Annotated in this window: 22 protein-coding genes, 1 other RNA gene and 1 riboswitch; of the genes, 16 read left to right on the top strand and 7 right to left on the bottom strand. The window is 69.6% G+C overall.

What is annotated here, in order from left to right; genetic code table 11:
- The first annotated feature begins 126 nt into the window (after positions 1 to 126).
- The 3 genes from rbsK to FHR73_RS21340 are packed head-to-tail and all read left to right on the top strand — an operon-like array spanning position 127 to position 3,531.
- Entirely contained in the window at positions 127 to 1,053 is a 927-nt protein-coding gene (gene rbsK / locus FHR73_RS21350) for a ribokinase (RefSeq protein ID WP_183633903.1), read from the top strand.
- Between the two features lie 47 nt (positions 1,054 to 1,100).
- Complete coding sequence (gene fucP / locus FHR73_RS21345; RefSeq protein ID WP_183633901.1) at positions 1,101 to 2,432, top strand: L-fucose:H+ symporter permease; 1,332 nt, start codon at positions 1,101 to 1,103, stop codon at positions 2,430 to 2,432.
- Between the two features lie 13 nt (positions 2,433 to 2,445).
- Positions 2,446 to 3,531, top strand: coding sequence for an aldose 1-epimerase family protein (locus FHR73_RS21340; protein WP_183633900.1), 1,086 nt, complete (start codon positions 2,446 to 2,448; stop codon positions 3,529 to 3,531).
- On the opposite strand, the gene deoR is transcribed toward FHR73_RS21340, so the two are convergent.
- Positions 3,524 to 4,288 carry a DNA-binding transcriptional repressor DeoR gene (gene deoR / locus FHR73_RS21335; protein ID WP_183633899.1) on the bottom strand — a complete coding sequence of 255 codons (765 nt, stop codon included), beginning with the start codon at positions 4,286 to 4,288 and terminating at the stop codon, positions 3,524 to 3,526. The two genes, FHR73_RS21340 and deoR, sit on opposite strands and share 8 nt — an antisense overlap.
- A 94-nt stretch (positions 4,289 to 4,382) precedes the next feature.
- Between deoR and deoC the strand changes: the two genes are divergently transcribed.
- Complete coding sequence (gene deoC, locus FHR73_RS21330; protein WP_183633898.1) at positions 4,383 to 5,060, top strand: deoxyribose-phosphate aldolase; 678 nt, start codon at positions 4,383 to 4,385, stop codon at positions 5,058 to 5,060.
- Between the two features lie 98 nt (positions 5,061 to 5,158).
- Here deoC and cobM read toward each other — a convergent pair whose 3' ends face one another.
- The 3 genes from cobM to cbiE all read right to left on the bottom strand — a co-directional run bounded on the left by cobM (position 5,159) and on the right by cbiE (position 8,240).
- Positions 5,159 to 5,890 (bottom strand): precorrin-4 C(11)-methyltransferase, encoded by a 732-nt coding sequence (cobM, locus tag FHR73_RS21325; RefSeq protein WP_183633897.1) that lies wholly within the window; start codon positions 5,888 to 5,890, stop codon positions 5,159 to 5,161.
- Complete coding sequence (locus tag FHR73_RS21320; protein ID WP_183633896.1) at positions 5,887 to 6,609, bottom strand: cobalt-precorrin-6A reductase; 723 nt, start codon at positions 6,607 to 6,609, stop codon at positions 5,887 to 5,889. Before FHR73_RS21320 ends, cobM begins: the two co-directional genes overlap by 4 nt.
- A gap of 428 nt (positions 6,610 to 7,037) precedes the next feature.
- Entirely contained in the window at positions 7,038 to 8,240 is a 1,203-nt protein-coding gene (cbiE, locus tag FHR73_RS21315) for a precorrin-6y C5,15-methyltransferase (decarboxylating) subunit CbiE (protein ID WP_183633895.1), read from the bottom strand.
- Between the two features lie 97 nt (positions 8,241 to 8,337).
- On the opposite strand from cbiE, the gene cobG reads away from it, so the two are divergent.
- From cobG to FHR73_RS21280, 7 genes are all read left to right on the top strand, one after another.
- Positions 8,338 to 9,624 carry a precorrin-3B synthase gene (gene cobG / locus FHR73_RS21310; protein ID WP_183633894.1) on the top strand — a complete coding sequence of 429 codons (1,287 nt, stop codon included), beginning with the start codon at positions 8,338 to 8,340 and terminating at the stop codon, positions 9,622 to 9,624.
- Positions 9,617 to 10,243, top strand: coding sequence for a precorrin-8X methylmutase (locus FHR73_RS21305; protein WP_183633893.1), 627 nt, complete (start codon positions 9,617 to 9,619; stop codon positions 10,241 to 10,243). Before cobG ends, FHR73_RS21305 begins: the two co-directional genes overlap by 8 nt.
- Complete coding sequence (locus FHR73_RS21300; RefSeq protein WP_183633892.1) at positions 10,243 to 10,983, top strand: precorrin-2 C(20)-methyltransferase; 741 nt, start codon at positions 10,243 to 10,245, stop codon at positions 10,981 to 10,983. The genes FHR73_RS21305 and FHR73_RS21300 overlap by 1 nt, the downstream gene beginning before the upstream one ends.
- A complete protein-coding gene (gene cobJ / locus FHR73_RS21295; protein WP_183633891.1) occupies positions 10,971 to 12,641 on the top strand; it encodes a precorrin-3B C(17)-methyltransferase in 1,671 nt (556 codons plus the stop codon). The genes FHR73_RS21300 and cobJ overlap by 13 nt, the downstream gene beginning before the upstream one ends.
- A 6-nt stretch (positions 12,642 to 12,647) precedes the next feature.
- Positions 12,648 to 12,795: riboswitch (cobalamin riboswitch) on the top strand.
- 30 nt (positions 12,796 to 12,825) lie between these two features.
- Positions 12,826 to 13,842 carry an ABC transporter substrate-binding protein gene (locus tag FHR73_RS21290; protein ID WP_183633890.1) on the top strand — a complete coding sequence of 339 codons (1,017 nt, stop codon included), beginning with the start codon at positions 12,826 to 12,828 and terminating at the stop codon, positions 13,840 to 13,842.
- A complete protein-coding gene (locus FHR73_RS21285) occupies positions 13,839 to 14,873 on the top strand; it encodes an iron ABC transporter permease (protein WP_183633889.1) in 1,035 nt (344 codons plus the stop codon). Before FHR73_RS21290 ends, FHR73_RS21285 begins: the two co-directional genes overlap by 4 nt.
- Complete coding sequence (locus FHR73_RS21280) at positions 14,870 to 15,634, top strand: ABC transporter ATP-binding protein (RefSeq protein WP_183633888.1); 765 nt, start codon at positions 14,870 to 14,872, stop codon at positions 15,632 to 15,634. Before FHR73_RS21285 ends, FHR73_RS21280 begins: the two co-directional genes overlap by 4 nt.
- Here the strand turns inward: FHR73_RS21280 and FHR73_RS21275 are convergent.
- The gene (locus FHR73_RS21275; protein WP_183633887.1) at positions 15,619 to 16,137 is read right to left on the bottom strand and encodes a DUF962 domain-containing protein; all 519 of its coding nucleotides are present in this window, start codon (positions 16,135 to 16,137) and stop codon (positions 15,619 to 15,621) included. The two genes, FHR73_RS21280 and FHR73_RS21275, sit on opposite strands and share 16 nt — an antisense overlap.
- 143 nt (positions 16,138 to 16,280) lie before the next feature.
- On the opposite strand from FHR73_RS21275, the gene FHR73_RS21270 reads away from it, so the two are divergent.
- The 5 genes from FHR73_RS21270 (at position 16,281) to FHR73_RS21250 (ending at position 21,723) form a co-directional block, all read left to right on the top strand.
- A complete protein-coding gene (locus FHR73_RS21270; protein WP_059316348.1) occupies positions 16,281 to 17,135 on the top strand; it encodes an IclR family transcriptional regulator C-terminal domain-containing protein in 855 nt (284 codons plus the stop codon).
- Positions 17,136 to 17,253: 118 nt separating this feature from the next.
- On the top strand, positions 17,254 to 18,630 hold the full coding sequence (locus tag FHR73_RS21265; protein WP_260175768.1) for an MFS transporter: 1,377 nt from the start codon (positions 17,254 to 17,256) through the stop codon (positions 18,628 to 18,630).
- A 125-nt stretch (positions 18,631 to 18,755) separates the two neighbouring features.
- Positions 18,756 to 19,874, top strand: coding sequence for an ABC transporter substrate-binding protein (locus tag FHR73_RS21260; protein WP_183633886.1), 1,119 nt, complete (start codon positions 18,756 to 18,758; stop codon positions 19,872 to 19,874).
- Positions 19,871 to 20,929 carry an iron ABC transporter permease gene (locus FHR73_RS21255; RefSeq protein WP_183633885.1) on the top strand — a complete coding sequence of 353 codons (1,059 nt, stop codon included), beginning with the start codon at positions 19,871 to 19,873 and terminating at the stop codon, positions 20,927 to 20,929. Before FHR73_RS21260 ends, FHR73_RS21255 begins: the two co-directional genes overlap by 4 nt.
- Positions 20,926 to 21,723: an ABC transporter ATP-binding protein gene (locus FHR73_RS21250; RefSeq protein WP_183633884.1), complete on the top strand. Its 798-nt coding sequence runs from the start codon at positions 20,926 to 20,928 to the stop codon at positions 21,721 to 21,723. The genes FHR73_RS21255 and FHR73_RS21250 overlap by 4 nt, the downstream gene beginning before the upstream one ends.
- Positions 21,724 to 21,742: 19 nt before the next feature.
- On the opposite strand, the gene FHR73_RS21245 is transcribed toward FHR73_RS21250, so the two are convergent.
- Positions 21,743 to 21,818, bottom strand: a non-coding RNA gene (locus tag FHR73_RS21245) — sX9 sRNA.
- A gap of 61 nt (positions 21,819 to 21,879) precedes the next feature.
- Positions 21,880 to 24,033 (bottom strand): TonB-dependent siderophore receptor, encoded by a 2,154-nt coding sequence (locus FHR73_RS21240; protein ID WP_183633883.1) that lies wholly within the window; start codon positions 24,031 to 24,033, stop codon positions 21,880 to 21,882.
- Positions 24,034 to 24,257 lie beyond the last annotated feature (224 nt).

The raw sequence follows: 24,257 nt of genomic DNA, 5'->3' as shown, positions 1-24,257 counted from the left end.
AAGCCCCGGTGTCGTCCCTGGACGATCACCGGCGCTTGAGCTGCGCCCCGAGTTGCAGTATCTATGATGAAAAATTAACAAAAACCGTTAATTTAATAACATCAAAAAAACGGAGGCGCGTTCGGCATGGGCAAAATCGCGGTCATCGGCAGCAACATGGTCGATCTCATCACCTATATCGAGCGACTGCCCGTCCAGGGTGAGACGCTGGAAGCGCCGGACTTCGCCCTCGGCTGTGGCGGCAAGGGCGCCAACCAGGCGGTCGCCGCCGCCAAGCTGGGCAGCGAGGTGCTGATGGTGACCAAGGTCGGCGACGACCTCTTCGCCGACAACACCCTGGCCAACTTCCGCCGCTTCGGCATCGACACCCGCCACGTCACCCGCGCGCCTGGGCGCTCCAGCGGCGTGGCGCCGATCTTCGTGCAGCCCGATTCGCACAACAGCATCCTCATCGTGAAGGGCGCCAACGCCGCCCTCGCGCCGGCCGACATCCAGGCGGCGGAAGCCGATCTGCGCGACTGCGCGCTGATCGTGCTGCAACTGGAGATTGCCCTGGAGACCGTCTATGCCGCCATCGACTGCGGCCAGCGCCTGGGCATCCCGGTGCTGCTCAATCCGGCGCCGGCGGTGGCCGACCTGAGCGCCGCGCACCTCGCCCGGCTGGACTACTTCGTCCCCAACGAGACCGAGCTGGCCCTGGTCAGCGGCCTGCCGGTGGCGGATCGCGAGAGCGCCTTCGCCGCCGCGCGGGTATTGGCCGGTCGCGGCATCCGTCACGTGGTGGTCACCCTGGGCGCCGGGGGCGCGCTGTACGTGGGCGAGGAGGGCGAATTCAGCCTGCCCGGCCAGCGGGTGGCGGCCCTCGACACCACCGGCGCCGGCGATGCCTTCATCGGCTGCTTCGCCCATGGCCGCGTCCAGGGCCTGGGCCTGCGTGAGGCCATGCAGCGGGCGGTGGCCTATTCGGCGCTGTCGGTCACCGGGCGCGGCACCCAGACCTCCTATCCCGAGGCCGCGGTCTTCGAAGACTACCTCGCTTCCCTGGATCTCTGACGCAAGGTCGGCGATCCCCCACCCTGGCATCCCTACGGAGAACAACAATGAGCCAGTCACCTCTGCGGCCCAGCGCCGACGGCTACTACCTGAACCGCACGCCGTGGTTCGCCTTCATCCTGCTGTGCTGCATCTTCGCCCTCTGGGCCGCCGCGGCGAGCATGAACGACGTGCTCATCGCCCACTTCAAGAAGGCCTTCCTGCTCAGTGACTTCCAGACCGCCTTCGTCCAGTCGGCCTTCTATCTCGGCTATTTCTTCCTGGCCCTGCCGGCCGCGCTGATGGTGCGGCGCTTCAGCTACAAGACGACCATCCTCTTCGGCCTGTTCCTCTACATGGTCGGTTGCCTGCTGTTCTTTCCAGCCGCCTCCATGGCCAAGTACGGCATGTTCCTGCTAGCGCTGTTCGTGATCGCCGCCGGACTGTCCTTTCTGGAGACCGCCTGCAACACCTACTCGACCCTGCTCGGGCCGCGCGAGACCGGCACCCGCCGGCTGAACATCTCCCAGACCTTCCATCCCTTCGGCGCCATGACCGGCGTCTACGTCGGCAGCTTCGTGATGTTCAAGGAGGGCGACGCCAGCCAGGCGCAGCTGCTGCAGATGAATCCCGCCGAGGCCGCCGCCCAGCAGTTGCAGATGATCCAGGCCACCCTGACGCCCTACCAGTGGATGATCGGCGTGCTGGTGCTGATCTTCGTGCTGATCGCCTGCACCCGCTATCCGGCCTGCAAGGGCAACGACCGCATACGCAGCGAGGGCGACGGCGTCGCCGCCAGCCTGGGCCGCCTGCGACGCAATCCGCGCTTCGTCTTTGGCGTGCTGGCGCAATTCCTCTACGTCGGCGCCCAGGTCGGCGTCTGGAGCTTCACCATCCGCCTGGCCATGCAACTCGGCGGCATGAACGAGCGCAGCGCCTCCTGGTTCCTGCTCACCACCTTCGCCGCCTATTTCGTCGGCAAGCTGATCGCCAACCTGCTGATGCGCCGCTGGCATCCGGCCAAGGTGCTGGGCGTCTACGGCGTGCTGTGCATCGCCCTGCTGGCTTACACCATCCTGGTGCCCAACATCACCGCGGTGTACGCCGCCGTGGGCGTGAGCATCTTCCTCGGCCCCTGCTGGCCGACCATCTACGGCCTGACCGTCGACGGCATCGGCCGGGACACCGAATTCGGCGGCTCGCTGCTGGTGATGAGCATCGTCGGCGGCGGGGTGATCCCGATCTTCCAGGGCCTGCTGTCGGACTACACCGGCGGCAACATGCAACTGGCCTATTCGGTGCCGCTGCTGTGCTTCACGGTGATCGTCGCCTACGCCCTCTATTGCCTGCGTCATCCGGCCAGCGAACGGCTGCCGGTGGGCGCCGCCCAGACCGCCTGAGGAGGGCGCCGCCATGTCCGTACGCCTGCCGCTGCAGCCCGAGCAATTCACCGCTGGCGAGCGCACCCTGCTCGCCAGCGACGCCTTCCAGGTGCGCGCCTGGACCTATCCCTCCGGGGTACGCGCCCTGGCGCTGGAGAATCGTCGTGGCCGCCTGGTGGTGCTGCCCTACCAGGGGCAGATGATCTGGGACGCCAGCTTCGACGGCTGTCGCCTGACCATGCCGGGGCTGTTCGACCAGCCGCGGCCGACCCGGCGGATCATCGAGACCTATGGCTGCTTCATGTTCCACGCCGGGGTGCTGCGCAACGGCTGCCCGGCGCCGGCGGACACCCACGAGCTGCACGGCGAGCTGCCCTGCGCGCCGCTGGACGAGGCCTGGCTGGAACTGGGCCGGGACGCGGAGGGCGACTTCCTGCGCCTGGGCGGCCGCCATGACTACGCCATGGGTTTCGGCGATCGCTATCGCGCCCAGCCCCGCGTGACCCTGAGGCCGGACAGCGCGGTGTTCGAACTGGGTCTGGAGCTGGAAAACCAGGCCGGCCAGCCCATGGACCTGATGTACATGGCGCACATGAACTACGCCTATGTGCCTGGTGGTCGCTTCCACGAGCCGCTCGGCGTGGCCCGCACCCGGGTGCGCACCAGCGTGCCGGCCCATGTGCGGCCGACCGCCGACTGGCAGGCCTTCATCGCCGCGCTGGCCGAGGACTCCGAGCGGCTGCGAGTGCTGGATGCGCCGGCGCGCTACCAGCCAGAGATCGTCAGCTTCATCGATGCGCCGGGTACCGACGCGGCGGGGGAGGCGCACTTCCTGCTGGAGCATCCGGGCGGCGCCGCCTTCTACACGGCCTATCGCCCGGCGGACTTGCCCCATGCCACGCGTTGGGTGCTGCACAACCCCGATCAGCAGGTGGCGGCCTTCGTGCTGCCGGCGACCTGCGAGCCGGAGGGCTATCTGGCCGAGACGGCCAAGGGCCAGGTGCAGCAGCTGCAACCGGGAGAGCGTCGCGCCTTCAGCGTCCGGACCGGCTATCTCGCCGCCGCCGAGCGCGCGGCGCTGCTGGCGCGCCTGGCCGACCCGGCGCGGCTCAGGTAAGCAGTTGCGCGCCGCTCGCCTCGATCCGCTCGCGATAGCTGCGCGGAATGCGCCCGTCGCTGACCACCCCGTCGAAGTCGCCGAGCGCCGCGAAATGCGCGGCGCGCACCACGTCGAACTTGGTATGGTCGACCAGCAGGAGCCGCTGCTGGGCCTGGCGCAGGACCTTCTGCTTGACCTCGACCTCGTTGAAGTTGAAGCAGGTGACGCCGAAGTCCTCGCTCACCCCGGCCGCCGAGACGAAGGCATGGGTGAGGCGCACGCCATCGAGCACCCCGGTCTCCAGGCGACTCTCGAAGATCTGGTTCTTGCGCTGGAAGGTGCCGCCGCAGACCACCAGGGTGCAGTTGACCTTCTGCTGCAGCTTGAGCAGCACATTGAGCGAATGGCAGACGGCGGTGAATTCCAGGTCGTCGGGAATGAAGTCCACCACGAAGGGCGTGGTGGTCCCGCAATCGAGGAAGACGGTGTCGCCGGCGCGGATCTGCGCCGCGGCCAGTCGACCGATGCGGCGCTTTTCCTCGACCTGGCGCAGGTCCTGTTCGACCACCTGGTAGCCGGGCGCCTCGCTGCCGCCGACATCGCGGGTGACGTGACCGCCGAGCAGGCGCAGGCCGTCCGGCGGGAGCCGCAGGTCGCGTCTCAGGGTCATTTCCGAGACACCCAGCAGCTGGGCCATCTCGCGCAGGTGAATGGCGTGCTGATCCTGCAGCGCCTGGTGCATCAGCTTGAGCCGAGCGGCTTTCTTGCTATCCATGAGGGGTGCGCTACGGGAGTCCGACGAGGGGTGCAGGCCGCACCAACAAAGAATTCTGATCCGATCATACGCTACCCGTGCCTGAGGAGGCCCCATGCAGCTTGAACCCGGCGAACTCGCCAAGACCATCGACCACACCCTGCTCGCCGCCGACGCCCGTCGCGCGCAGATCGACCGCCTGTGCCAGGAGGCACGCACCCATGGCTTCTATTCGGTGTGCGTGAATTCCGCCCAGGTCCCCTGGGCCGCGGCGCAACTGGCCGGCAGCGCGGTCAAGGTCTGCGCGGTGGTGGGCTTTCCGCTCGGCGCCGGACTGAGCACGGCCAAGGCCTTCGAGGCCGCGCAGGCCATCGCCGCCGGGGCTGGGGAGATCGACATGGTGCTCAACCTCGGCTGGCTCAAGGATGGCCTGCTGGAGGAGGTGTCCGCCGACATCGCCGCGGTGCAGGCGGCCTGTGGAGCGATACCGCTCAAGGTGATCCTGGAAACCGGTCTGCTCGACGAGAACCAGAAACGCCAGGCCTGCCGGATCTGTCGCGACCTGGGCGTCGCCTTCGTCAAGACCTCCACCGGTTTCGGCCACGGCGGCGCGACCCTGGACGATGTCCGCCTGATGCGCGAAGAGGTGGGTCCGGAAATGGGCGTGAAAGCCTCCGGCGGCGTGCGTGACCGCGCCACCGCCCAGGCCATGCTGGACGCCGGCGCGACCCGCCTGGGGACCAGCTCGGGCGTGGCCATCGTCAGCGGTGGCGAGGGTGGGGCAGGGTATTGATGCAGGGTCGACGTAGGTTGGGTTGAGCGCAGCGAAGCCCAAGGCTGCGGCTTTGTGTTGGGCTTCGGCGAGGGAACCGCCTCAGCCCAACCTACGGGTTAGCCCGGTCCTTGCCGATACAGCTTGGAATCCTGGAAATCACCCGGCGCCAGCACCTCGCCGACCAAGATCAGGGCGGTGCGACGGAAGTCTTTGTCCCGCGCCCGTTCGACGATGTCGGCCAGGGTGCCCCGCACGCTGTCCTGGTCCGGCCAGCTGGCGCGGTGGACGATGGCCACCGGACAGCCGGGGCCGTAGTGCGGCAGGAGGTCGGCGACGATGCGCTCCAGCTGGCCGACGCCGAGGTGAATGGCCAGGGTCGCACGATGGCGCGCCAGGTCGGCCAGCGCCTCGCCGGCCGGCATGGCCGTGCGACTGGCATAGCGGGTCAGGATCACCGTCTGGCTGACCCCGGGCAGGGTCAGTTCGCACCCCAGCAGGGCTGCGCAGGCGGCGGTGGCGGTGACGCCGGGAACGATCTCATAGGGAATGCCCAGCGCCTGCAGGCGGCGGATCTGCTCGCCGATGGCGCCATACAGCGAGGGATCGCCGGAATGCACCCGGGCCACGTCCTGGCCGCGGGCATGGGCGGCGGCCAGATGGCCGACGATGGCATCCAGGTCCAGGTGGGCGGTGTCTATCACCGTCTCGGCCTGGTGACCTTCCAGCACCGCGGGCGGCACCAGGGAGCCGGCATAGAGGATCACCGGGCACTGGCGGATCAGCCGCTGGCCCTTGACGGTGATGAGGTCGGGATCGCCGGGGCCGGCGCCGATGAAATGGACGGTCATGGGATTTCCTTGACCAGGGCGGCGAGCAGGTCGGCGACGCTGGCGAATTCACGATCGACGGTGGGCAACGCGGGGCGACGCAGGATCAGCACCGGTAGGCCCCGCTCGCGCGCCACCTGCAACTTGGGCTGGGTGGCGGCGCTGCCACTGTTCTTGCTGATCAGCACATCGAAGTCGCCTTGGGCGAACAGCGCGCGCTCGGCCTCCAGGGCAAAGGGACCGCGGTCGGCGATGATCCGCGCCTGGGCGTGGCCGGGATGGGCGTCGAGCAGGCGCAGGGTCCAGAACTGGTGGGGCGGGATCTCCGCGAGGTGCTCCAGGGGTTCGCGGCCCAGAGTGAAGAAGGGGCGGATGAAGGGCGCTATGGCGGTCTGCAACTCGGTCCAGTCGGCCACCTCGCGCCAGTCATCGTCGGGACCGGCCTGCCAACCGGGGCGGCGCAGGGCCCAGCAGGGAATACCGGCCTGGGCTGCGGCCACGGCGGCGTTATGGCTGATCCGGGCGGCGTAGGGATGGGTGGCATCCAGCAGCAGCTCGATGCCTTCACTGTGGAGAAAGGCGGCCAGCCCTGCGGCGCCGCCGTAGCCACCGACCCGCACCTGGCAGGGCAGGTCCTGGGGCACTCGACCGAGACCGGCGAGGCTGTAGAGGGCTTCCGCCGGCAGCGTGCGGGCGATGGCCAGGGCTTCGGTGGTGCCGCCGAGCAGGAGGATCTTCATGGGCGCTCTTCCGTAGGCGTGGCGGAGGCTTCGTCATGCATGGCGCGCCCTCACCCCCGGCCCCTCTCCCTGAGGGAGAGGGGAGGAAAGGCGGTGCCTGGGGGCTGGCGGCGGAGTAGGGGTATTGGTCTCGTAGGCGGCTTTCCCGCCGATGATCGCAGCGTGCTCAGCAAGGGTCGTGAGCGTCAGCCCGGACGCCAGGCTTCCAGGCCCCCACCCAACCGCCTCCTCTCCCCCGCGGGGAGAGGGCTGGGGTAAGGGGGCCAGGCGCCGCTCATAGTCTTCAGGGATGAAGGAGGCACGCCTAACCGCCCCCTCGCCCCCGCGGGGAGAGGGCTGGGGTGAGGGGGCAAGGCGCCGCTCACAATCTTCAGGAATGAAGGAAGCACACCCAATCACCCGCTCTACTTTTGCCGAACGACGGCCACTCACGGCTTCACCACGTCCAGCAAGGTGATAGGCAGCGCCGCGCGCCAGGTGTCGAAGGCGCCCAGCGGCTGGGCCTGGGCCACCTGCAGGCGGGTCAGGTCGCCGCCGTGGCGTTCGCGAAAGGCCACAAGGGCGGCTTCGGTCTGCAGGGTCACGGCATTGGCGACCAGGCGACCGCCGGGGCGCAGCGCGGTCCAGCAAGCGTCCAGCACCCCCGGCGCGGTGAGGCCGCCGCCGATGAAGATGGCGTCCGGGGTGGCCAGACCGGCCAGGGCCTCGGGCGCCTGGCCGGCCACCAGGTGCAGCGCTGGGGCGCCGAGGTGGTCGCGGTTATGGAGGATATGGGCCTGGCGACCGGTGTCGGCCTCGATGGCCAGCACCCGGCAGTCGGGATGGCTGCGCGCCCATTCGATGCCGATGGAGCCGCAGCCGGCGCCTACGTCCCACAGCAGTTCGCCCGGGCGCGGTGCCAGGCGTGCCAGGGTCACGGCGCGTACGTCTTGCTTGGTCAGCTGGCCGTCGTGGCGATAGGCGCTGTCCGGCAGACCGGGGGTGAGCGGAAGGCCTGCTTCACCGGTCTCGCTGAGGACTTCGATGGCCACCAGGTTGAGCGCCGCCGCTTCCGCCAGCGACCAGTCCTGGGCGCGACCGGCGATGCGGCGCTCCAGAGGGCCGCCCAGGTGCTCCAGCACCTGCAGCTGGCTGGCGCCGAAGCCCTGGTCCACCAGCAGCGCGGCCAGGGCGGCAGGGCTGTGGCCGTCATTGCTCAATACCAGCAATCGGGCGCCCGGGTGCAGCTGGCGCGTCACAGCGGCCAGCGGCCGGGCCACCACCGACAGCAGGGTGACGTCCTGCAATGGCCAGCCGAGGCGAGCCGCGGCCAGGGAGTAGGAGGAGGGCGCCGGCAGCACCTGCAGTTCGTCGGCCGACAGCTGGCGCGCAAGGCTCGCGCCGACGCCGAACAGCATGGGATCGCCGCTGGCCAGCACGCAGACCGGAGTGCCGTGGCGGTCCAGGACCGGGGCCAGGGCGAAGGGCTGCGGCCATGGCTCGCGGATGGCGCGAATGCAGGGTGGCAGCAGCGCCAGCTGGCGTGGACCGCCAATGACGACCCCCGCCTCCAGTAGCGCGCGGCGGGCCTGCTTGCCGAGGCCGGGGTAGCCGTCTTCGCCGATACCCACCACGGTCAGCCAGGGGATCATGAGCACACCTCATCGAACGTCAGCCGACCGGGCGTTTTCAAGGGGTCGGGCAAAGCGGGCATAATAACGTCTTTCCCGTTCAGCCCGACCTTCCGCCGTGAATCCTCCGTCTCCTTCCGCCCTCGTCCCGCGGCCTTCGGCCTGTCCGGGCCTGCTGCGCATCGTGCCCACGCGCGATGGCGGCCTGTGCCGGGTGAAGTTGCCGGGCGGGCGACTCGCGGCAGGCCAGGCGCGGGCCATCGCCGCCGCCAGCGCGCGCTGGGCGAACGGGGTACTGGAGCTGACCAACAGGGCCAACCTGCAATTGCGCGGCGTGCGCCCGGACGGCGCCGCTGCCTTGGTGGCCGAGCTGCAGGCCGCCGGTCTCGGCCCCAGCGATCCCGCCGCCGACGACGTGCGCAATCTGCTGCTCAGCCCGGCGGCGGGTCGTGATCCTCAGCAGCTGCGCGACGTCCGCCCCCTGGCCGCCGAGCTGCTCGCCCTGCTGGAAGACGACCGCCGGCTGCATGGCCTGTCGCCCAAGTTCGCCCTGCAACTGGACGGCGGCGAAGCCCTGGCGCGGCTCGATCATCCCCACGATGTCTGGCTGTCGGCCCGCGCCGAGGGCTATGTCCTTGGCCTGGCCGGTACCCCGCTGGACCGGCCGGCTGGGCTGATCGCTCCGGGCCAGGAGGTGGCAACCGTCACGCGGTTGCTGCATCGCTTTCTCGATCTCGCCGGTCCCGAGCAGGGCCGCATGCGCCAGCTGCTGGCGCAGCGTCCGGCCGCGGAATTGCTGGCGGGGTCGGACCTGCTGCCTGTTCCGCGCAGCCCGCGCGCGCCGGCCGTAACCGCGCTGCGTCTGGGCAGCCATCCCCAGCGTCAGCCGGGTCACTGCTGGATCGGCGCCCAGCCCGCCCTGGGCCGCCTGCCGGCAACGAGCCTGGCCGCGGTCGCCGACCTGGCCGAGCACCTCGGCAACGGCGACCTGCACCTGACCCCCTGGCAGGGCCTGCTGCTGCCCGATGTGCCGGTCGACCAGGCCCCCGAGCTGCTCGCCGCTCTGGCCACCCTGGGGCTGACCACCGATCCCGCCGCGCCCCTGGCCCGGCTGATCGCCTGTACCGGCAGCCAGGGCTGCGCCAAGGGCCTGGCCGACACCAAGGGCGATGCCCTGCGCCTGGCCGAGCGGCTGCCGGCGGACGTGGAAGTGCACCTCTCCGGTTGCCCGCGCAGCTGCGCCCTGGCCGGACAGGCGCCCCACACCCTGCTGGCTGTGGCCCCCGGCTGCTACGACCTCTTCGTGCGCGACGCCACCCAGCCCGGTCCGGGCCGGCGGCGCGCCACCCAACTATCCCTCGACGAGGCCGCCGCCTGGCTGGCCCGGAGTCCCAGTGATGCTTGAATACGAACGCGACGGCCAGGCGATCTATCGCCAATCCTTCGCCACCATCCGCGCCGAGGCCGATCTCTCGGCCATCCCCGCCGACCTGGAAAAGCTCGCCGTGCGGGTGATCCACGCCTGCGGCATGGTCGACGTGGTCCAGGACCTGGCCTTTTCCCCGGGCGCCGGGGCGGCCGGTCGCGCGGCCCTGGCGGCCGGCGCGCCCATCCTCTGCGATGCACGCATGGTCGCCGAGGGCGTTACCCGCACCCGGCTGCCGGCGAACAACCCGGTGATCTGCACCCTGCACGACGACGGCATCCGCGAACTGGCAGTCGCCCAGGGCAACACCCGCTCGGCGGTGGCCCTGGAGCGCTGGCGGCCGCACCTGGCCGGCAGCGTGGTGGTGATCGGCAACGCCCCCACCGCGCTGTTCTATCTGCTGGAGATGCTCGACGCCGGGGCGCCCAGGCCGGCGCTGATCCTCGGCATGCCGGTGGGCTTCGTCGGCGCCCGGGAGTCCAAGGATGCCCTGGCCGCCGACAGCCGCGGCGTGCCCTATGTCATCGTCCGCGGTCGGCGGGGCGGCAGTGCCATGGCCGCCGCCGCGGTCAACGCCCTGGCCACGGAGGTGGAGTGATGGCGGGCCGCCTGCTCGGCCTGGGCGTCGGCCCCGGCGATCCGGAACTCATCACCGTGAAGGCCCTGCGCCTGCTGCAGGGCGCACCAGTGGTGGCCTATTTCGTCGCCAAGGCCAAGGCCAACGCGGGCCAGGGCGGCAATGCCTATGGCGTCATCGAAGGCTATCTGCTGGACGGCCAGCAGCGCCTGCCGCTGGTCTATCCGGTGACCACCGAGAAGCTGGCGCCGCCGCTGTCCTACGAGACGGTGATCGCCGACTTCTACGACACCGCCGCCGCCCAGGTGGCCGATCATCTGGACGCCGGTCGCGACGTGGCGGTGATCTGCGAGGGCGATCCCTTCTTCTATGGCTCCTACATGTACCTGCACGATCGCCTGGCCGAGCGCTACGAGGCCCAGGTGGTGCCGGGGGTTTGCTCCATGCTCGGCGGCGTGGCCATGCTCGGCCTGCCGCTGGTCTATCGCAACCAGACCCTCACGGTGCTCTCCGGGGTGCTTTCCGCCGAGGAGCTCAAGGCGCGCCTGGCCAGCGCCGACGCCGCCGTGGTGATGAAGCTCGGGCGCAACTTCGAGAAGGTGCGCCAGGTCCTGCGTGAGCTGGGCCTGGACGAGCGCGCCCGCTACATCGAGCGCGCCACCATGGACAACCAGCGCATCGTCGCGCTGGACGCCGTCGAGCCCATGGCCTCGCCGTATTTCTCGCTGGTGGTGGTACCGGGGGTGAAATGGAAGGGTTGAGCCCGGCCATCGTCATCCTCGGCCCCGGCGCCCTGGCCACCGCCCGCCGCTTGCAGGATGGCCTGCCGGGCAGCCTGGTGCACGGCCTGGCCGGGCGGGTCGAGGGCGATGTCAGCTACACGGCCTTCGGTGACCACCTGCGTGACCTCTATCGGCAACAGCGGCCGCTGCTGGTGCTCTGCGCCGCCGGCATCGTCATCCGCAGCCTGGCCCCGCTGCTGGACGACAAGACCGCCGAGCCACCCGTATTGGCGGTGGCCGAGGACGGCAGCGCCGTGGTGCCGCTGCTGGGTGGCCTGGCCGGCGCCAATCGCCTGGCCCGTCAGCTGGGTACCTTGCTGGACGTGGCCCCGGCCATCACCACCAGTGGCGAGCTGAGATTCGGCACCTGCCTGCTCGATCCGCCGGCCGGCTATGCCCTGGCCGATGTCGACGTGGCCAAGCACCGGGTGGCCGATCTGCTGGCCGGTGAGCCGGTGCGCATCGAGGGCGAGGCGCCCTGGCTGGATGAGGTGCCCCTGGCCCGCGATCCCGAGGCGCGGCAGCGCATCCTGGTCTCGCCCATGACCAGCGCCGACGACCATACCCTGCTGATCCATCCCCGCGCCGTGCTGGTGGCGGTGCGCGCCGATGCCACCGCCGCCGCCGTCACCGCACTGCTCGCCAGCACCGGCTATGCAACCGGGGCTGTGGCGGTACTATTGGCGCGAGCGGAAGACATGGCCGTGCCTGACCTCGCCGAGCTGAGCCAGACGCTGGCGGTACCGTTGCGATTCGTCGATACCCGCACCCCGGATTTCGCCCAGGCGGCCGTGGCACGGGCCCAGGCCCATGGCCTCGCCCTGCACCTGCATGACCGGCCGCTGGACGCCGACGACCTCGGCCAGCGCCGTGGGCGTCTCAGCGTGGTGGGTCTCGGCCCCGGCGCGGCCGAACTCATGGCCCCGGTGGTGCGCCGCACCTTGGACCAGGCCCAGGACGTGCTCGGCTACGCCACCTACGTGCAGATGGCCGGCCCCTTGCGCCCGGACCAGCTGGCCCATGCCAGCGACAATCGCGAAGAATTGCAGCGCGCCCGCCACGCCTTCGAACTGGCCGCCAGCGGGCGCCAGGTGGTCATGGTGTCGTCCGGCGATCCGGGCGTCTTCGCCATGGCCGCCGCGGTGCTGGAGGTGCTGGAAGGCGCCGCTGACCCGCGCTGGGCGGCGGTGGAGCTGGAGATCCTGCCGGGCATCACCGCGGCCATGGCCAGCGCCGCCCTGGCCGGCGCGCCGCTGGGCCACGACTTCTGCCTGATATCCCTGTCCGACAACCTCAAGCCCTGGACGGTGATCGAGCAGCGCCTGCGCCAGGCCGCCGCGGCGGACCTGGCCATGGCCTTCTACAATCCCATCTCCAAGGCCCGGCCGCACCAGCTGGATCGGGCGCTGGACGTCCTGCGCAGCTGCCGCTCGGCGAACACCCCGGTGATCCTCGGCCGCGACGTCGGCCGCCCCGGTGGCGGTCTCGAATACACCAGCCTCGGCGCCCTGCGCAGCGAGATGGTGGATTCGCGCACCCTGGTGATCCTCGGCTCCAGCCATACCCGGCGCTTTCCGCGGGCCGACGGCGGCGAATGGGTCTATACGCCGCGCTGGTACGATACGGAATTGTTATAAAGTAACATTTAGTGCTTGAATCTTGGTCGCCGCTGGCTCACCCTCGGCGACCTTCCCATTCCCTGGCGGGAAGCCGGTGCAACTCCGGCGCGGTCGCGCCACTGTGAGCTTCGCGAGAAGCGAGCCAGACCTTGCCAGGGGACACCCAACATCCACAAGGGACGCGTCATCCCAAGGAGAGTCCATGTTTCGCCGTCTTCTGCCGCTGCTCAGCGCCGGCCTGCTGTCCGTATCCCCCCTCGCCACCCAGGCCGCCACTGCCTATCCACTGACCGTACACAACTGCGGTCGTGAACTGGTCTTCGAGCGCGCGTCCCAGCGGCTGGTCAGCCTTGGCCAGGCCAGCACCGAGTTGCTATTGCGCCTGGGCGTGGGTGCGCGGCTGGTGGGTACCGGCGTCTGGTTCGGCGGCTTGCCCGCGGATCTGCAGGACGAGAGCAAGGGCATTCCGCGGCTGGCCGACAACGCGCCCAGCTTCGAGGCCGTGGTCGGCACCCGGCCGGACCTGGTGGCGGCCCAGTACACCTATCACGTCGGCCCCGGCGGCGAGGTGGCGGACTTCCCGCGCTTCGCCAAGCTCGGCATCGCCGCCTATGTAGCGCCCAGCGATTGCGAAGGCAAGGCGGTGACCGCCGATTCCAACAGCGACGGCAGCCGCAGCGCCCCCTTCGACATGCAGCTGGTGACCCGCGAGGCCCGGGAGCTGGCCGCCATCCTCGATGTGCAACCGGCCGGCGAGCGCCTGGTCGCCGACCTGGACCGCCGCATCGCCGCCGCCGGCGAGCAGGCCAGGGCGGCCGGGGTCCAGGGCCGCTCGGTGCTGTTCTGGTTCTCCAGTCCGCGGCTGGAAGGGGATCCCTGGGTCGCCGGCAAGCTCGGCGCGCCGGCCTGGATCGCCCGTGCCCTGGGCCTGCGCAACGTGGTCGACAGCGCCGAGGAATGGCCGGCGGTGAGCTGGGAACGCATCGCCGCCCTGGATCCGGACTATATCGTGGTGGCGCGCATGGACCGCCGCCTCTACCCGGCCGATGACGTGGACAAGAAGCTGGCCTTCCTGCGCAGCGACCCGCTGACCCGGGAATTGCGCGCGGTGCGCGAGAATCACCTGCTGGTGGTGGACGCCCCGACCCTCAATCCCTCGCTGCGGGTGGTGGACAGCGTCGAGACCCTGGCCGCCGACCTGGCCAAGTCGCAACCATGAGTCTGCCCCTGGCGGCCGAAGGGGCCCGGCCCTGGCGCTGGCTGCTGGGCCTGGCCGCGGTGCTGGCACTGGCGGCGAGCGTGGTGCTGGCGGCGTCCTTCGGCGAGATGCCCATCGCGCCCCTGACCAGTCTGCAAGCCATCGCCAACGGCCTCGGCCTGGGGCCCTATCCGGTGGAACGCATCATCCAGGGCATCGTCTGGGAGTACCGCCTCAGTCGCGCCTTGGTCGCCGCCTGCTGCGGTGCGGGCCTGGCGGTCTCCGGCGCCATCCTCCAGGCGCTGCTGCGCAACGCCCTGGCCGAACCCTATGTGCTGGGGCTGTCAGCCGGCGCCTCCACCGGCGCGGTGCTGGTGATGCTGCTGGGCGTCGGGGGCGGCATGCTCGGCGTGTCCCTCGGCGCCTTTCTCGGCGCGGTGCTGGCCTTTACCGTGGTGCTGCCCTTTCTCGGCAGTGGCGGCAGCACCCGCATCATCCTCGCCGGGGTGGCCGCCTCCCAGCTGTTCAATGCCCTGACCGCCTATATCGTCGCCACCGCGGCCAATGCCGAGCAGGCGCGCAGCGTGATGTTCTGGCTGCTCGGCAGCCTGGCCGGGGTGCGCTGGCCGGATGTCTGGCTGGCCGGCGGGGTGGTGCTCGCCGGGCTGCTGGTGTGCCTGGCCTGCGCCCGGGCGCTGGATGCCTTCGCCTTTGGCGAAGACGCCGCCGCCAGCCTGGGCGTGGCGGTGGGACCGCTGCGCCTGCTGCTGCTGGCGGTCACCGGCCTGATCACCGCCTGCCTGGTCAGCCTGGTGGGCGCGGTGGGCTTCGTCGGCCTGGTGATCCCCCATGTGGCGCGCTTCCTGGTCGGTCCGGGACATGGTCGGCTGCTGCCCACCTGCGCGCTGATCGGCGCGCTGTTCATGGTGCTGGCCGACATCGTCGCCCGCACCCTGGTGGCCAAGCAGACCCTGCCCATCGGCGTGGTCACCGCCCTGGTCGGCGCGCCGGCCTTCGCTTTCATCCTCTATCGCGCACGGGAGGTCCGATGAGCCTCGCCGCGCGCGACGTGGCCTGGAGCGCCGGCGGCCAGCCGATCCTCGCCGGGGTGACCCTCGCGGTGCCGCCCGGCGGGGTGCTCGGCTTGCTCGGCCCCAATGGCTCGGGCAAGTCCAGCCTGCTGCGGCTGCTGGCCGGGCTGCGCCGACCGGAGCAGGGCCGGGTCAGTCTCGACGCGACGCCCCTGGCCGAGCTGCGCCGGCGCGACCTGGCGCGCCGCGTCGCCCTGGTGGAGCAGCAGGCCGGTACCGAGGCCGATCTCTCGGTGGCCGAGGTGGTGCGCCTGGGGCGCACGCCCCATCGCGGTCTGCTCGATGCCTGGAGCGCGCGCGACGCCGAGGTCTGCCAGCGCGCCCTGGCCCAGGTCGGCCTGGTCGACAAGGCGGCACGCCGCTGGCACAGCCTTTCCGGCGGCGAGCGCCAGCGCGCCCAGATCGCCCGCGCCCTGGCCCAGGAGCCCAGCGAACTGCTGCTCGACGAACCCACCAACCACCTCGATATCCAGCACCAGCTGGAGATCCTCGACCTGGTCCGCCGCCTGCCGGCGACCTGCGTGCTGGCGATCCACGATCTCAACCTCGCCGCGCTGTTCTGCGATCGGCTGGCGGTGCTGCGCGACGGTCGCCTGGTCGCCGAAGGCGCCCCGGCCGCGGTGCTGACCGCCGAACTGATCCAGCAGGTCTGGGGGGTGAGGGCGCAGGTGACGCTGGACGGCCCCGACGGTCGCCCGACGATCCGCTATCGGCTGGGCTGACGGCGCCGCACCGGGCCGGCCCGTTCTTCGATCGCCTGCCTGAGCTGCTGGCGACCCCCCAGCCAGAAGACGGCTTCGGTGGCGATGAACAGCGGGCCGATGGCCAGGCCGGCGAGGTCGTCGAGAAAGGCCGGCTTGCACCCCTCGTAGTGGTGCCCCACGAACTGGATCGCCCAGCCGACCAGGAACAGACCCAGCCCCCAGGTCAGCCAGACGCCCGTGGCCTGGGCGGCCAGCGCGGCGCCCAGCCAGAGGGCGAGCGCGAGCAGGACGCTCATCAGCAGCCCCAGCGGCCGATCCAGACGCAGGTAGAAGAGCGCCACCGCACCGGCCACCGGCACCGCGGGCGACAGCGGCCAGCCGGCCAGGCTGAAGACCGGTCGCGACAGCAGGATGGCCACCGCCAGCACGATCAGCAGGATGCCGGGGAAGTGGCTGGCGATGTTGCGCGGATCGCGGTGGTAGCTCGCGTATTGGCTGAGATGATCTTCCAGGGTCTTCATCGGCAGGCATCCAGGCGGCTGGGCGGAAAGCCTCAGCATGCACCTGCAGGCCCCTGCGCGTCTGCGGGCGCCGACAGAAATGCGATTGCGATAATCGCCCCCTCGCTCGATAATCGATCAAAAGCCTGCCGAGGACCGGTCAGATGGACGATAACCGCACCGCTCATGCCACCGGCCTGCCGCCACTGGCCGCGCCGCCCATCATCGCCTCGCCGGCCAAGCGCATCGAAGCCTTTACCGGCGATCCCAACTTCATGACCTCCCTGGCCCGCGGCCTGGCGGTCATCCACGCCTTCCAGGAGCGCAAGCGCCAGCTGACCATCGCCCAGATCAGCCATCGCACCGAGATCCCGCGCGCCGCGGTGCGTCGCTGCCTGCATACGCTGATGAAGCTGGGCTACGTCACCACCGACGGGCGCACCTATTCGCTGCTGCCCAAGGTGCTGACCTTGGGGCATGCCTATCTGTCGTCGACGCCATTGGCGGTCACCGCCCAGCCGGTGCTCGATCGCCTGAGCGAGCAACTGCACGAGGCCTGCTCCATGGCTACCCTGGAAGGCGACGAGATCCTCTACATCGCCCGCTCGGCCACGCCGCAGCGACTGATCTCGGTGGACCTCAGCGTCGGCAGCCGGCTGCCGGCCTATTGCACCTCCATGGGCCGCATCCTGCTCGCCGCCCTGGACGATGCCGCCCTGCACGACTACCTGGAACACGCCGATCTGCAGGCCAAGACCAGCCGTACCCTCTATCAGCCGCCGGCGCTCATCGAATGCCTGGGCCAGGTGCGCCAGCAGGGCTACGTCATCGTCGACCAGGAGCTGGAAGTGGGGCTGAGATCCCTGGCGGTGCCCCTGAGGGACGCCGCCGGCCAGGTGCTGGCAGCGCTCAACGTCGGCACCCACGCCAGTCGGGTCGGTCGCCAGGAGCTGGAGACGAGATTCCTGCCGGTGCTGTTGGCGGCCAGCCAGGAATTGAGCACCCGGCTGTTTCACTAGCGAATCCGGTCGATTATCGGCCATATCGCCGATAATCGAATTGTCAGCTGTTCGGGGTTGGGCTTAACGTCAGCGCAGTGGCGCACTACGCCGATAACAACAACACGAGCAGACCACCATGACGCACACCCTCGCGGGCGCCGTGCCCCTGGCCGATTCCTCGGCCACGGCGACAGCCGGCACCCTGGACGTCCAGCACTTCATCAATCGCCAGGCGCTGTCCACCTACCAGTGGCGCATCGTCGCCCTGTGCTTTCTCATCGTCTTTCTCGACGGCCTCGACACCGCGGCCATGGGCTTCATCGCCCCGGCGCTGTCGGTGGAGTGGGGTATCCCGCGGGCCAGCCTGGGGCCGGTGATGAGCGCCGCGCTGGGCGGCATGGTCTTTGGCGCCCTGGGCTCCGGGCCGCTGGCCGATCGCTTCGGTCGCAAGGGCGTGCTGGTGGTCGCCACCTTCATCTTTGGCGGCTTCAGCCTGTTGTCGGCCTTCAGCAGCAACCTCGAACAACTGGTGATCCTCAGATTCCTCACCGGCCTGGGCCTGGGCGCCGCCATGCCCAACGCCACCACGCTGCTCTCGGAATACACCCCCGAGCGCCTCAAGTCGCTGCTGGTGACCAGCATGTTCTGCGGCTTCAACCTGGGCATGGCCGGCGGCGGTTTCGTCTCGGCCTGGATGATCCCGGCCTACGGCTGGCACAGCCTGCTGGTGCTGGGCGGCGTGCTGCCCCTGGCGCTGGCCGTGGTGCTGCTGCTCTGGCTGCCGGAATCGGCGCGTTATCTGGTGGTGCACGGCAAGAGCGCCGAGCGCATCCGCCGGGTATTGGCGCCGATCGGCCGCGAGGCCGCCGAGGCGCGGCACTTCGTGGTGCCCGAGCAAAAGTCGGTCAAGACCGGCAACGTCATCGCGGTGATCTTCAACCGCAACTACAGCGCCGGCACCCTGCTGCTGTGGCTGACCTATTTCATGGGCCTGGTGATCGTCTACCTGCTCACCAGCTGGTTGCCGACGCTGATGCGCGACGCCGGCGCCAGCCTGGAGCAGGCCGCCCTGATCGGCGCGCTGTTCCAGTTCGGCGGGGTGCTCAGCGCGGTGTTCGTCGGCTGGGCCATGGACAGGTTCAATCCGCACAAGGTGATCGGCCTGTTCTATGTCCTGGCTGGCGTCTTCGCCTATTGCGTCGGCCAGAGCCTGGGCCAGGTCGCCCTGGTCGCCACCCTGGTGCTGGTGGCCGGCATGTGCATCAACGGCGCCCAGTCGGCCATGCCCTCGCTGGCGGCGCGCTATTACCCGACCCATGGCCGCGCCACCGGGGTGTCCTGGATGCTCGGCATCGGCCGCTTCGGCGCCATCACCGGCGCCTGGATGGGCGCGACCCTGCTGGGCCTGGGCTGGACCTTCACCCAGGTGCTCACCGCGCTGCTCCTGCCGGCGGGTCTCGCGGCCGTGGCGGTATTGATCAAGGGGGTGGTCAGTCACGCCGACGCGACCTGAGGTCGACGGCTTCCCCTTTGCCGGTGGCGGGCGCTAGGCGCAGGCGCTGCCACCGCGTAAAGTTGCACCCTTTGCATGCGCTGTAATCGCTTGCCTAGAGCAGGTGCAGACGTCCAAGGGGTTCCATGAAAGGTTTCGCGCGCAGCGGGCAGTGGGCTGTCCGGCTGGTAACGCTTATCGCTTGCTTTCTGATTGCTCCGGCCTTTGCCGAGACCCGGCAGGTCACCGACGTCCTCGGCCGCACGGTGACGATCGAGGCGCCGGCCAAGCGGGTGGTGCTGGGCTTCCACTATGGCGACTACCTGGCGGTCGGTGGCGAGCAGGCCTTCGACGCCGTGGTCGGTGTCTCCCGCGGCGCCTGGGAGCGCAAGGTGCCGGCCAACTGGGCGCTCAACGTCGCCCACCGACCCTCCCTGGCCAGCCTTCCCGATGTGGGGGAGACGGAAAACAACAGCTTTTCCGTGGAAAAGGTCCTCGCCCTCAAGCCTGGTCTGGTGGTGCTGGCCGCCTGGCAATTCCAGGCGCTGGACAGCGAGGTCAAGCGCCTCGAACAGCTCGGTATCCCGGTGGTGGCGATCGACTACAACGCCCAGACCCTGGAGCGCCACCTGGCTTCCACCCTCCTGCTCGGCGTCATCACCGGGCAGGAGGCGCGTGCCGCCGAGCTGGCCGACTTCTACGCCAAGGTGGTGCAGGACATCCAGAGCCGCATCGCGGCGGCCCAGCGTCCGAAACCGCGGGTCTATACCGAATTCGGCAACAAGGGCCCGGCCGAATACTCCTTCACCTATGGCCGCAACATGTGGGGCGCCATGGTCACCCTGGCCGGCGGCGACAACATCGCCGCGCCCTTCATCCAGTGGTGGGGGGTGATGAATCCGGAGCAGGTGCTCATGGCCCAGCCGGAGGTCATCTTCATCTCCGGGCGCGAGGACAACAGCAATCCGACCGCCTTGCCCATGGGCCCCGGCGTTACCGCCGACGACGCCCGCAGCCACCTGCGCGCCTTCATGCAGCGACCGGGCTGGGCCAATCTGCCGGCGATCCGCGATGGGCGCCTCTATGGCGTCTACCAGGGCGCCTCGCGCAGCCTGGAGGACTTCGCCATGCTGCAGTTCATCGCCAAGCAGCTCTATCCGGATCTGTTCCAGGACGTGGATCCGCTGGCCAACTACCGCGAGTACTATCGCCGCTACATGCCGATTCAGCCTGAGGGCACCTTTGCCATAGGCCTGACGCCATGAGCGAGGCCGCGAACGCTAGCCACGGCAACGCCATCGCCGAGCAGCGCGCCCGTGAGCGTCGCCGCTGGCGCGCCTGCGGGGTATTTCTGCTGCTGACCCTGGCGGGTCTGGTGCTGGACATCGCCACCGGGCCGTCGCTGCTCTCGCCGCTGGAGGTGCTCAAGTCGCTGACCGGGCTCGGCGAGCGGCAGCCGATGACCGATGCCATCGTCCGCGACCTGCGCCTGCCGGTGGCGCTGATGGCGCTGGCGGTGGGCGCCGCCCTCGGCGCGGGCGGGGCGCAGATGCAGACGCTGCTCAACAACCCCATGGCCAGTCCCTACACCCTGGGCATGGCCGCCGCCGCCGGCTGTGGCGCCGCCCTCAGCCTGGCGCTGGGCAGCTTCGGCCTGGGCGCGCTGATCGGCGTGCCGTTGGGCGCCTTCGCCTTCGCCATGCTGGCGGCGCTGTTCCTCTTCGCCCTGGCGTCGCTCAAGCGCACCGGCAGCGACACCATCATCCTCGGCGGCATCGCCCTGCTGTTTCTCTTCCAGTCGCTGCTGTCGCTGGTGCAATTCCTCTCCTCGCCGGAGCTGTCGCAGCAGATCCTCTTCTGGCTGTTCGGCAGCCTCGGTCGCGCCACCTGGACCACCCTGGCCATCGTCGCCGGGGTGACCCTGCTGTGCTGCCTCCTGCTCTTGCGCGATGCCTGGAAGCTGGCCGCGCTGCGCCTGGGCGAGGCACGGGCCGAGAGCCTCGGCGTGGACATCCGCCGGCTGCGCCTCAAGGTGCTGATCCTGGTGGCGGTGATGACCGCCACGGCCACCAGCTTCGTCGGGGTGATCGGCTTCGTCGGTCTGGTCGCGCCCCATATCGCCCGTTGGCAGGTGGGTGAGGATCAGCGCTTCCTGCTGCCACTGTCGGCCATCTGCGGCGCCCTGATGCTGTCCTTCGCCTCGGTGCTGTCCAAGTCGATCCTGCCCGGGGCGCTGTTTCCGGTGGGCATCGTCACCGCCATCGTCGGGGTGCCCTTCCTGCTCTGGCTCATCTTCGCCCCACGCAGGTCCAGCCCATGATCCGCCTCCAGGACCTCGCGCTGAAGCGCGGCGATCGCACCGTGATCTCCGGACTCTGCACCGAACTGCACGCCGGGCAGGTGCATGTGATCCTCGGCCCCAATGGCACCGGCAAGACCACCCTGCTGCGCGCCCTGGCCGGTGACCTGCCGCTGGTGGCCGGCCAGATCGAGCGCGGTGCGCGGCGGCTGGTGGCGGGCGCTTCGCTGCGCGGGCAGCGGGAGGGCTGGCGCCAGGGCGTGGCCTACATGCCCCAGGATTCCCATGCCGAGGCGGCGCTGTCGGTGCTGGAGACGGTGGCCATGGGCAGCCTGGAACGGCTGACCCTCCACCTGGACGACGCCCTGCTGGAACGGGCGCTGGGCAAGCTCGACGAGGTGGGCATCGGCCACCTGGCCTCGCGCCAACTGGGCGCCCTGAGTGGCGGTCAGCGGCAACTGGTGTTCTTTGCCCAGGTGCTGATGCGCGAACCCGAGGTGATGCTGCTGGACGAACCGGTCAGCGCCCTGGATCTGCGCCACCAGATCAACCTGCTCGATCGCGTGCGCCACGAAACCCGCTTGCACCAGCGGGTGACCGTGGTGGTGCTGCACGACCTCAACCTGGCCTGCCAGTACGCCGATTCGCTGCTGGTGCTGGTCAACGGTGGCCTGCTGGCCGCCGGGCGACCCGCCGCCATCGTCACCGCCGACCTGCTGGAAGCCACCTACGGCGTGGCGGTGGACATCCTCCACGATCGCCAGGGCCGCCCGGTGGTGCAGCCGCTGACCGGTCAGGCCTTCAACGAGGCCTGATTCTAGAGAGCCGTAAAGCGGCTAACAAAACGTAGCGAGCGGCTGTCAGGCGGGTGCGCGCGGCGCGCAGGAGCCGCAGTGTACAAGTAGTACATGAGGACTCCGAGCACTGCACGCGCCCGCCTGGCGGACGCGCAGTAGTTTTGTTGGGTGCTTTTAGAAGGTGTAGGTGAAACCGGCCTGTACGGTACGCGGCTCGCCCGGATAGCTGTAGGCGTTCCAGGAACTCTCGTCGTAGCCCTTGTTGAAGACGTTGCGCACGTCCAGGTTCAGCCGCAGGTGCTCGTCGACCTTGTAGAAGCTCAGCAGGTCGGTAACCGTGTAGCTGTCCATGCGGTAGTCGCTGAGCGCGGTCTTCTGGCCTTCGCGCTCACCCACATACTTGAGGTTGGCGCCCAGCCCCAGGCCGCGCAGCACGCCGTCATGGAATTCGTAGACGTTGAGCAGGTTGACGGCATTGCGCGGGATGTTGGTCAGGCGCGTACCGCGGGCCAGGGTGTTGTCCTTGGTGACCTCGGCGTCGGTGAAGGCGTAGCCGCCGAGGATGCGCCAGTTGGGCGTCAGGTCACCGGTCACGTTGACTTCGAAGCCACGGCTGCGCACCTCGCCGGCGGCGACGTTGAAATTCGTATCGACCGGGTCCGGGGTCAGGACGTTTTCCTTGACCGTGTGGAAGATCGCCGTATCGACGCTGAGGCGGCCGCCCAGCGCCGCCCACTTCATGCCCACCTCGTAGGCCTTGCCTTCCTCGGGGTCGAAACCGCCGCCCAGGCGCGCCGCGCCGGTGTTGGGCTTGAACGACTTGGAGGCGCTGGCGTAGAGGGCCAGTTCCGGGGTGAGGTCATAGCTGACGCCCAGGCGCGGGGTGACGGCGTTCGAGTCCTTGCTCCAGTCACCGGTGACAATCCGTCCGTCGGCAAGAACCTGAGGTGGCGTCTTGTTATCGTAATCGTGCTCGAAGCGCTCCAGGCGCACGCCACCCAGCACCTTGAAGCGCTCGGTGAGGGCGATCTGGTCCTGCACGAAGGCGGCCCAGGTCTTGAGGGTCTCGTGGTCGTGGGTGGGCGTACGGGTCAGGGCCGGGCGCGGCTGGCCAAGGACCGGATCGACCAGGTTGACCGGATAGGCGCTGACACTGCCCGGCGAGCGCTGAATGATGGAGCGGTAGTCGTAGTCTTCCACCTCGATCCCGGTGATCAGGGTGTGGCCGAGGCCAAAGGTGTCGAAGCGACCGGTCAGGTTCAGCTGCAGGTCGCGATCGCTCCACTCCAGCTTGCGGTAGTTGAAGTTGCGGCCGAGGGTCACGCCGTCGGTCTGCACGCCATTGGCTTCCACGGCATTGCCCTTGAGGCTGCCGTCGAGGTACTGGAAGCCGCCGGCCAGGGTCCAGGCGTCGTTCAACTGGTGCTCGAAGCGCAGCTGATAGGCCTCGCTGTCGCTGTGCAGCAGGTTGGTGGTGCCCTTTTCCCAGACGTTGGTGGAGCGACTGGCCTCGGCGCGCTGGGTCAGGTAGTTGGTGCGGCCGCGATCCAGCGGGGCGTTGCTGCGGATGATGTCCGCCTCGAAGGTGATGAGGGTGGCGTCGGTGGCCTGCCAGCTCAGCACCGGGGCCACTTCGTAGCGCTCGTGCTCGACATCGTCGCGGAAGCTGTCGCCGCCTTCGGCGATCAGATTGAGGCGATAGGCCAGGCGACCGTCTTCGTCCACCGGGCCGGTGGTGTCCAGGGTGCCGCGCCGCAGGCCCTGGTCGGTGAACTGGCTGCCGAGGGTGGTCTTGCGCTCGCCCAGCGGCTGCTTGGTCACCACGTTGAAGGTGCCGCCCGGGTCGCTGCGGCCATAGAGGGTCGCCGCCGGGCCGCGCAGGACCTCGACCCGCTCCAGGGTGGCGGCATCCGGCGCGCTGGGATAGCCGCGATTCATGGGGAAGCCGTTGCGGAAATACTCGGAGCTGGTGAAGCCGCGCACCGTGTAGCTGGTCAGGCCCTGGCCGCCGAAGTTGTTGCCGCGGCCGACGCCACCAGCCTGGTCCAGCGCCTGCTGCAGGCGGGTGGCGGAAAGGTCGTCGAGGGCTTCGCGGGAGACCACGCTCACCGACTGGGGCGTCTCGTGCAGCGGGGTGTCGGTACGGGTCGCACTGCTGGAACGCTCTGCCTTGTAGCCTTGCACCGGACCGGTGGGCGATTCGGCCGTGCCGACGATGGTGAGATCGGACAAGGCTTGAGGCGAATCTTCTGCCTTTTCCTGGGCATGGCCGGCGAGGGGGAGGGCACAGAGGGGCAGCAGATAGAGAGCAGGGACCAGCCGGCGCATTGTTATCGTCCTGGGGTTCGGGGAGGCGGATTCTAGAGCGGGTTACAAACTGGATACAACTGCGAGTCGTTACCGCCTGAGACATATTTTCATCGGGCTGGTCGGTTCGTTGGCGAGGGTGCGCCAGGGGGCCTGGGCAGCGATTCGCCGGCAGACGTCGGTCGGGCCGGAGCCAGGAGGCGAGCCCGGCACTTTTGCCGTAGCATGCCGCTCCTTTGCCGTCG

It is taken from the genome of Pseudomonas sp. AS2.8, from assembly GCF_014190935.1.
Taxonomy (GTDB): Bacteria; Pseudomonadota; Gammaproteobacteria; order Pseudomonadales; family Pseudomonadaceae; genus Chryseomonas.
The sequence above is the reverse complement of the archived record's forward strand: the minus strand, read 5'-3'. Positions and strand labels throughout refer to the sequence as shown.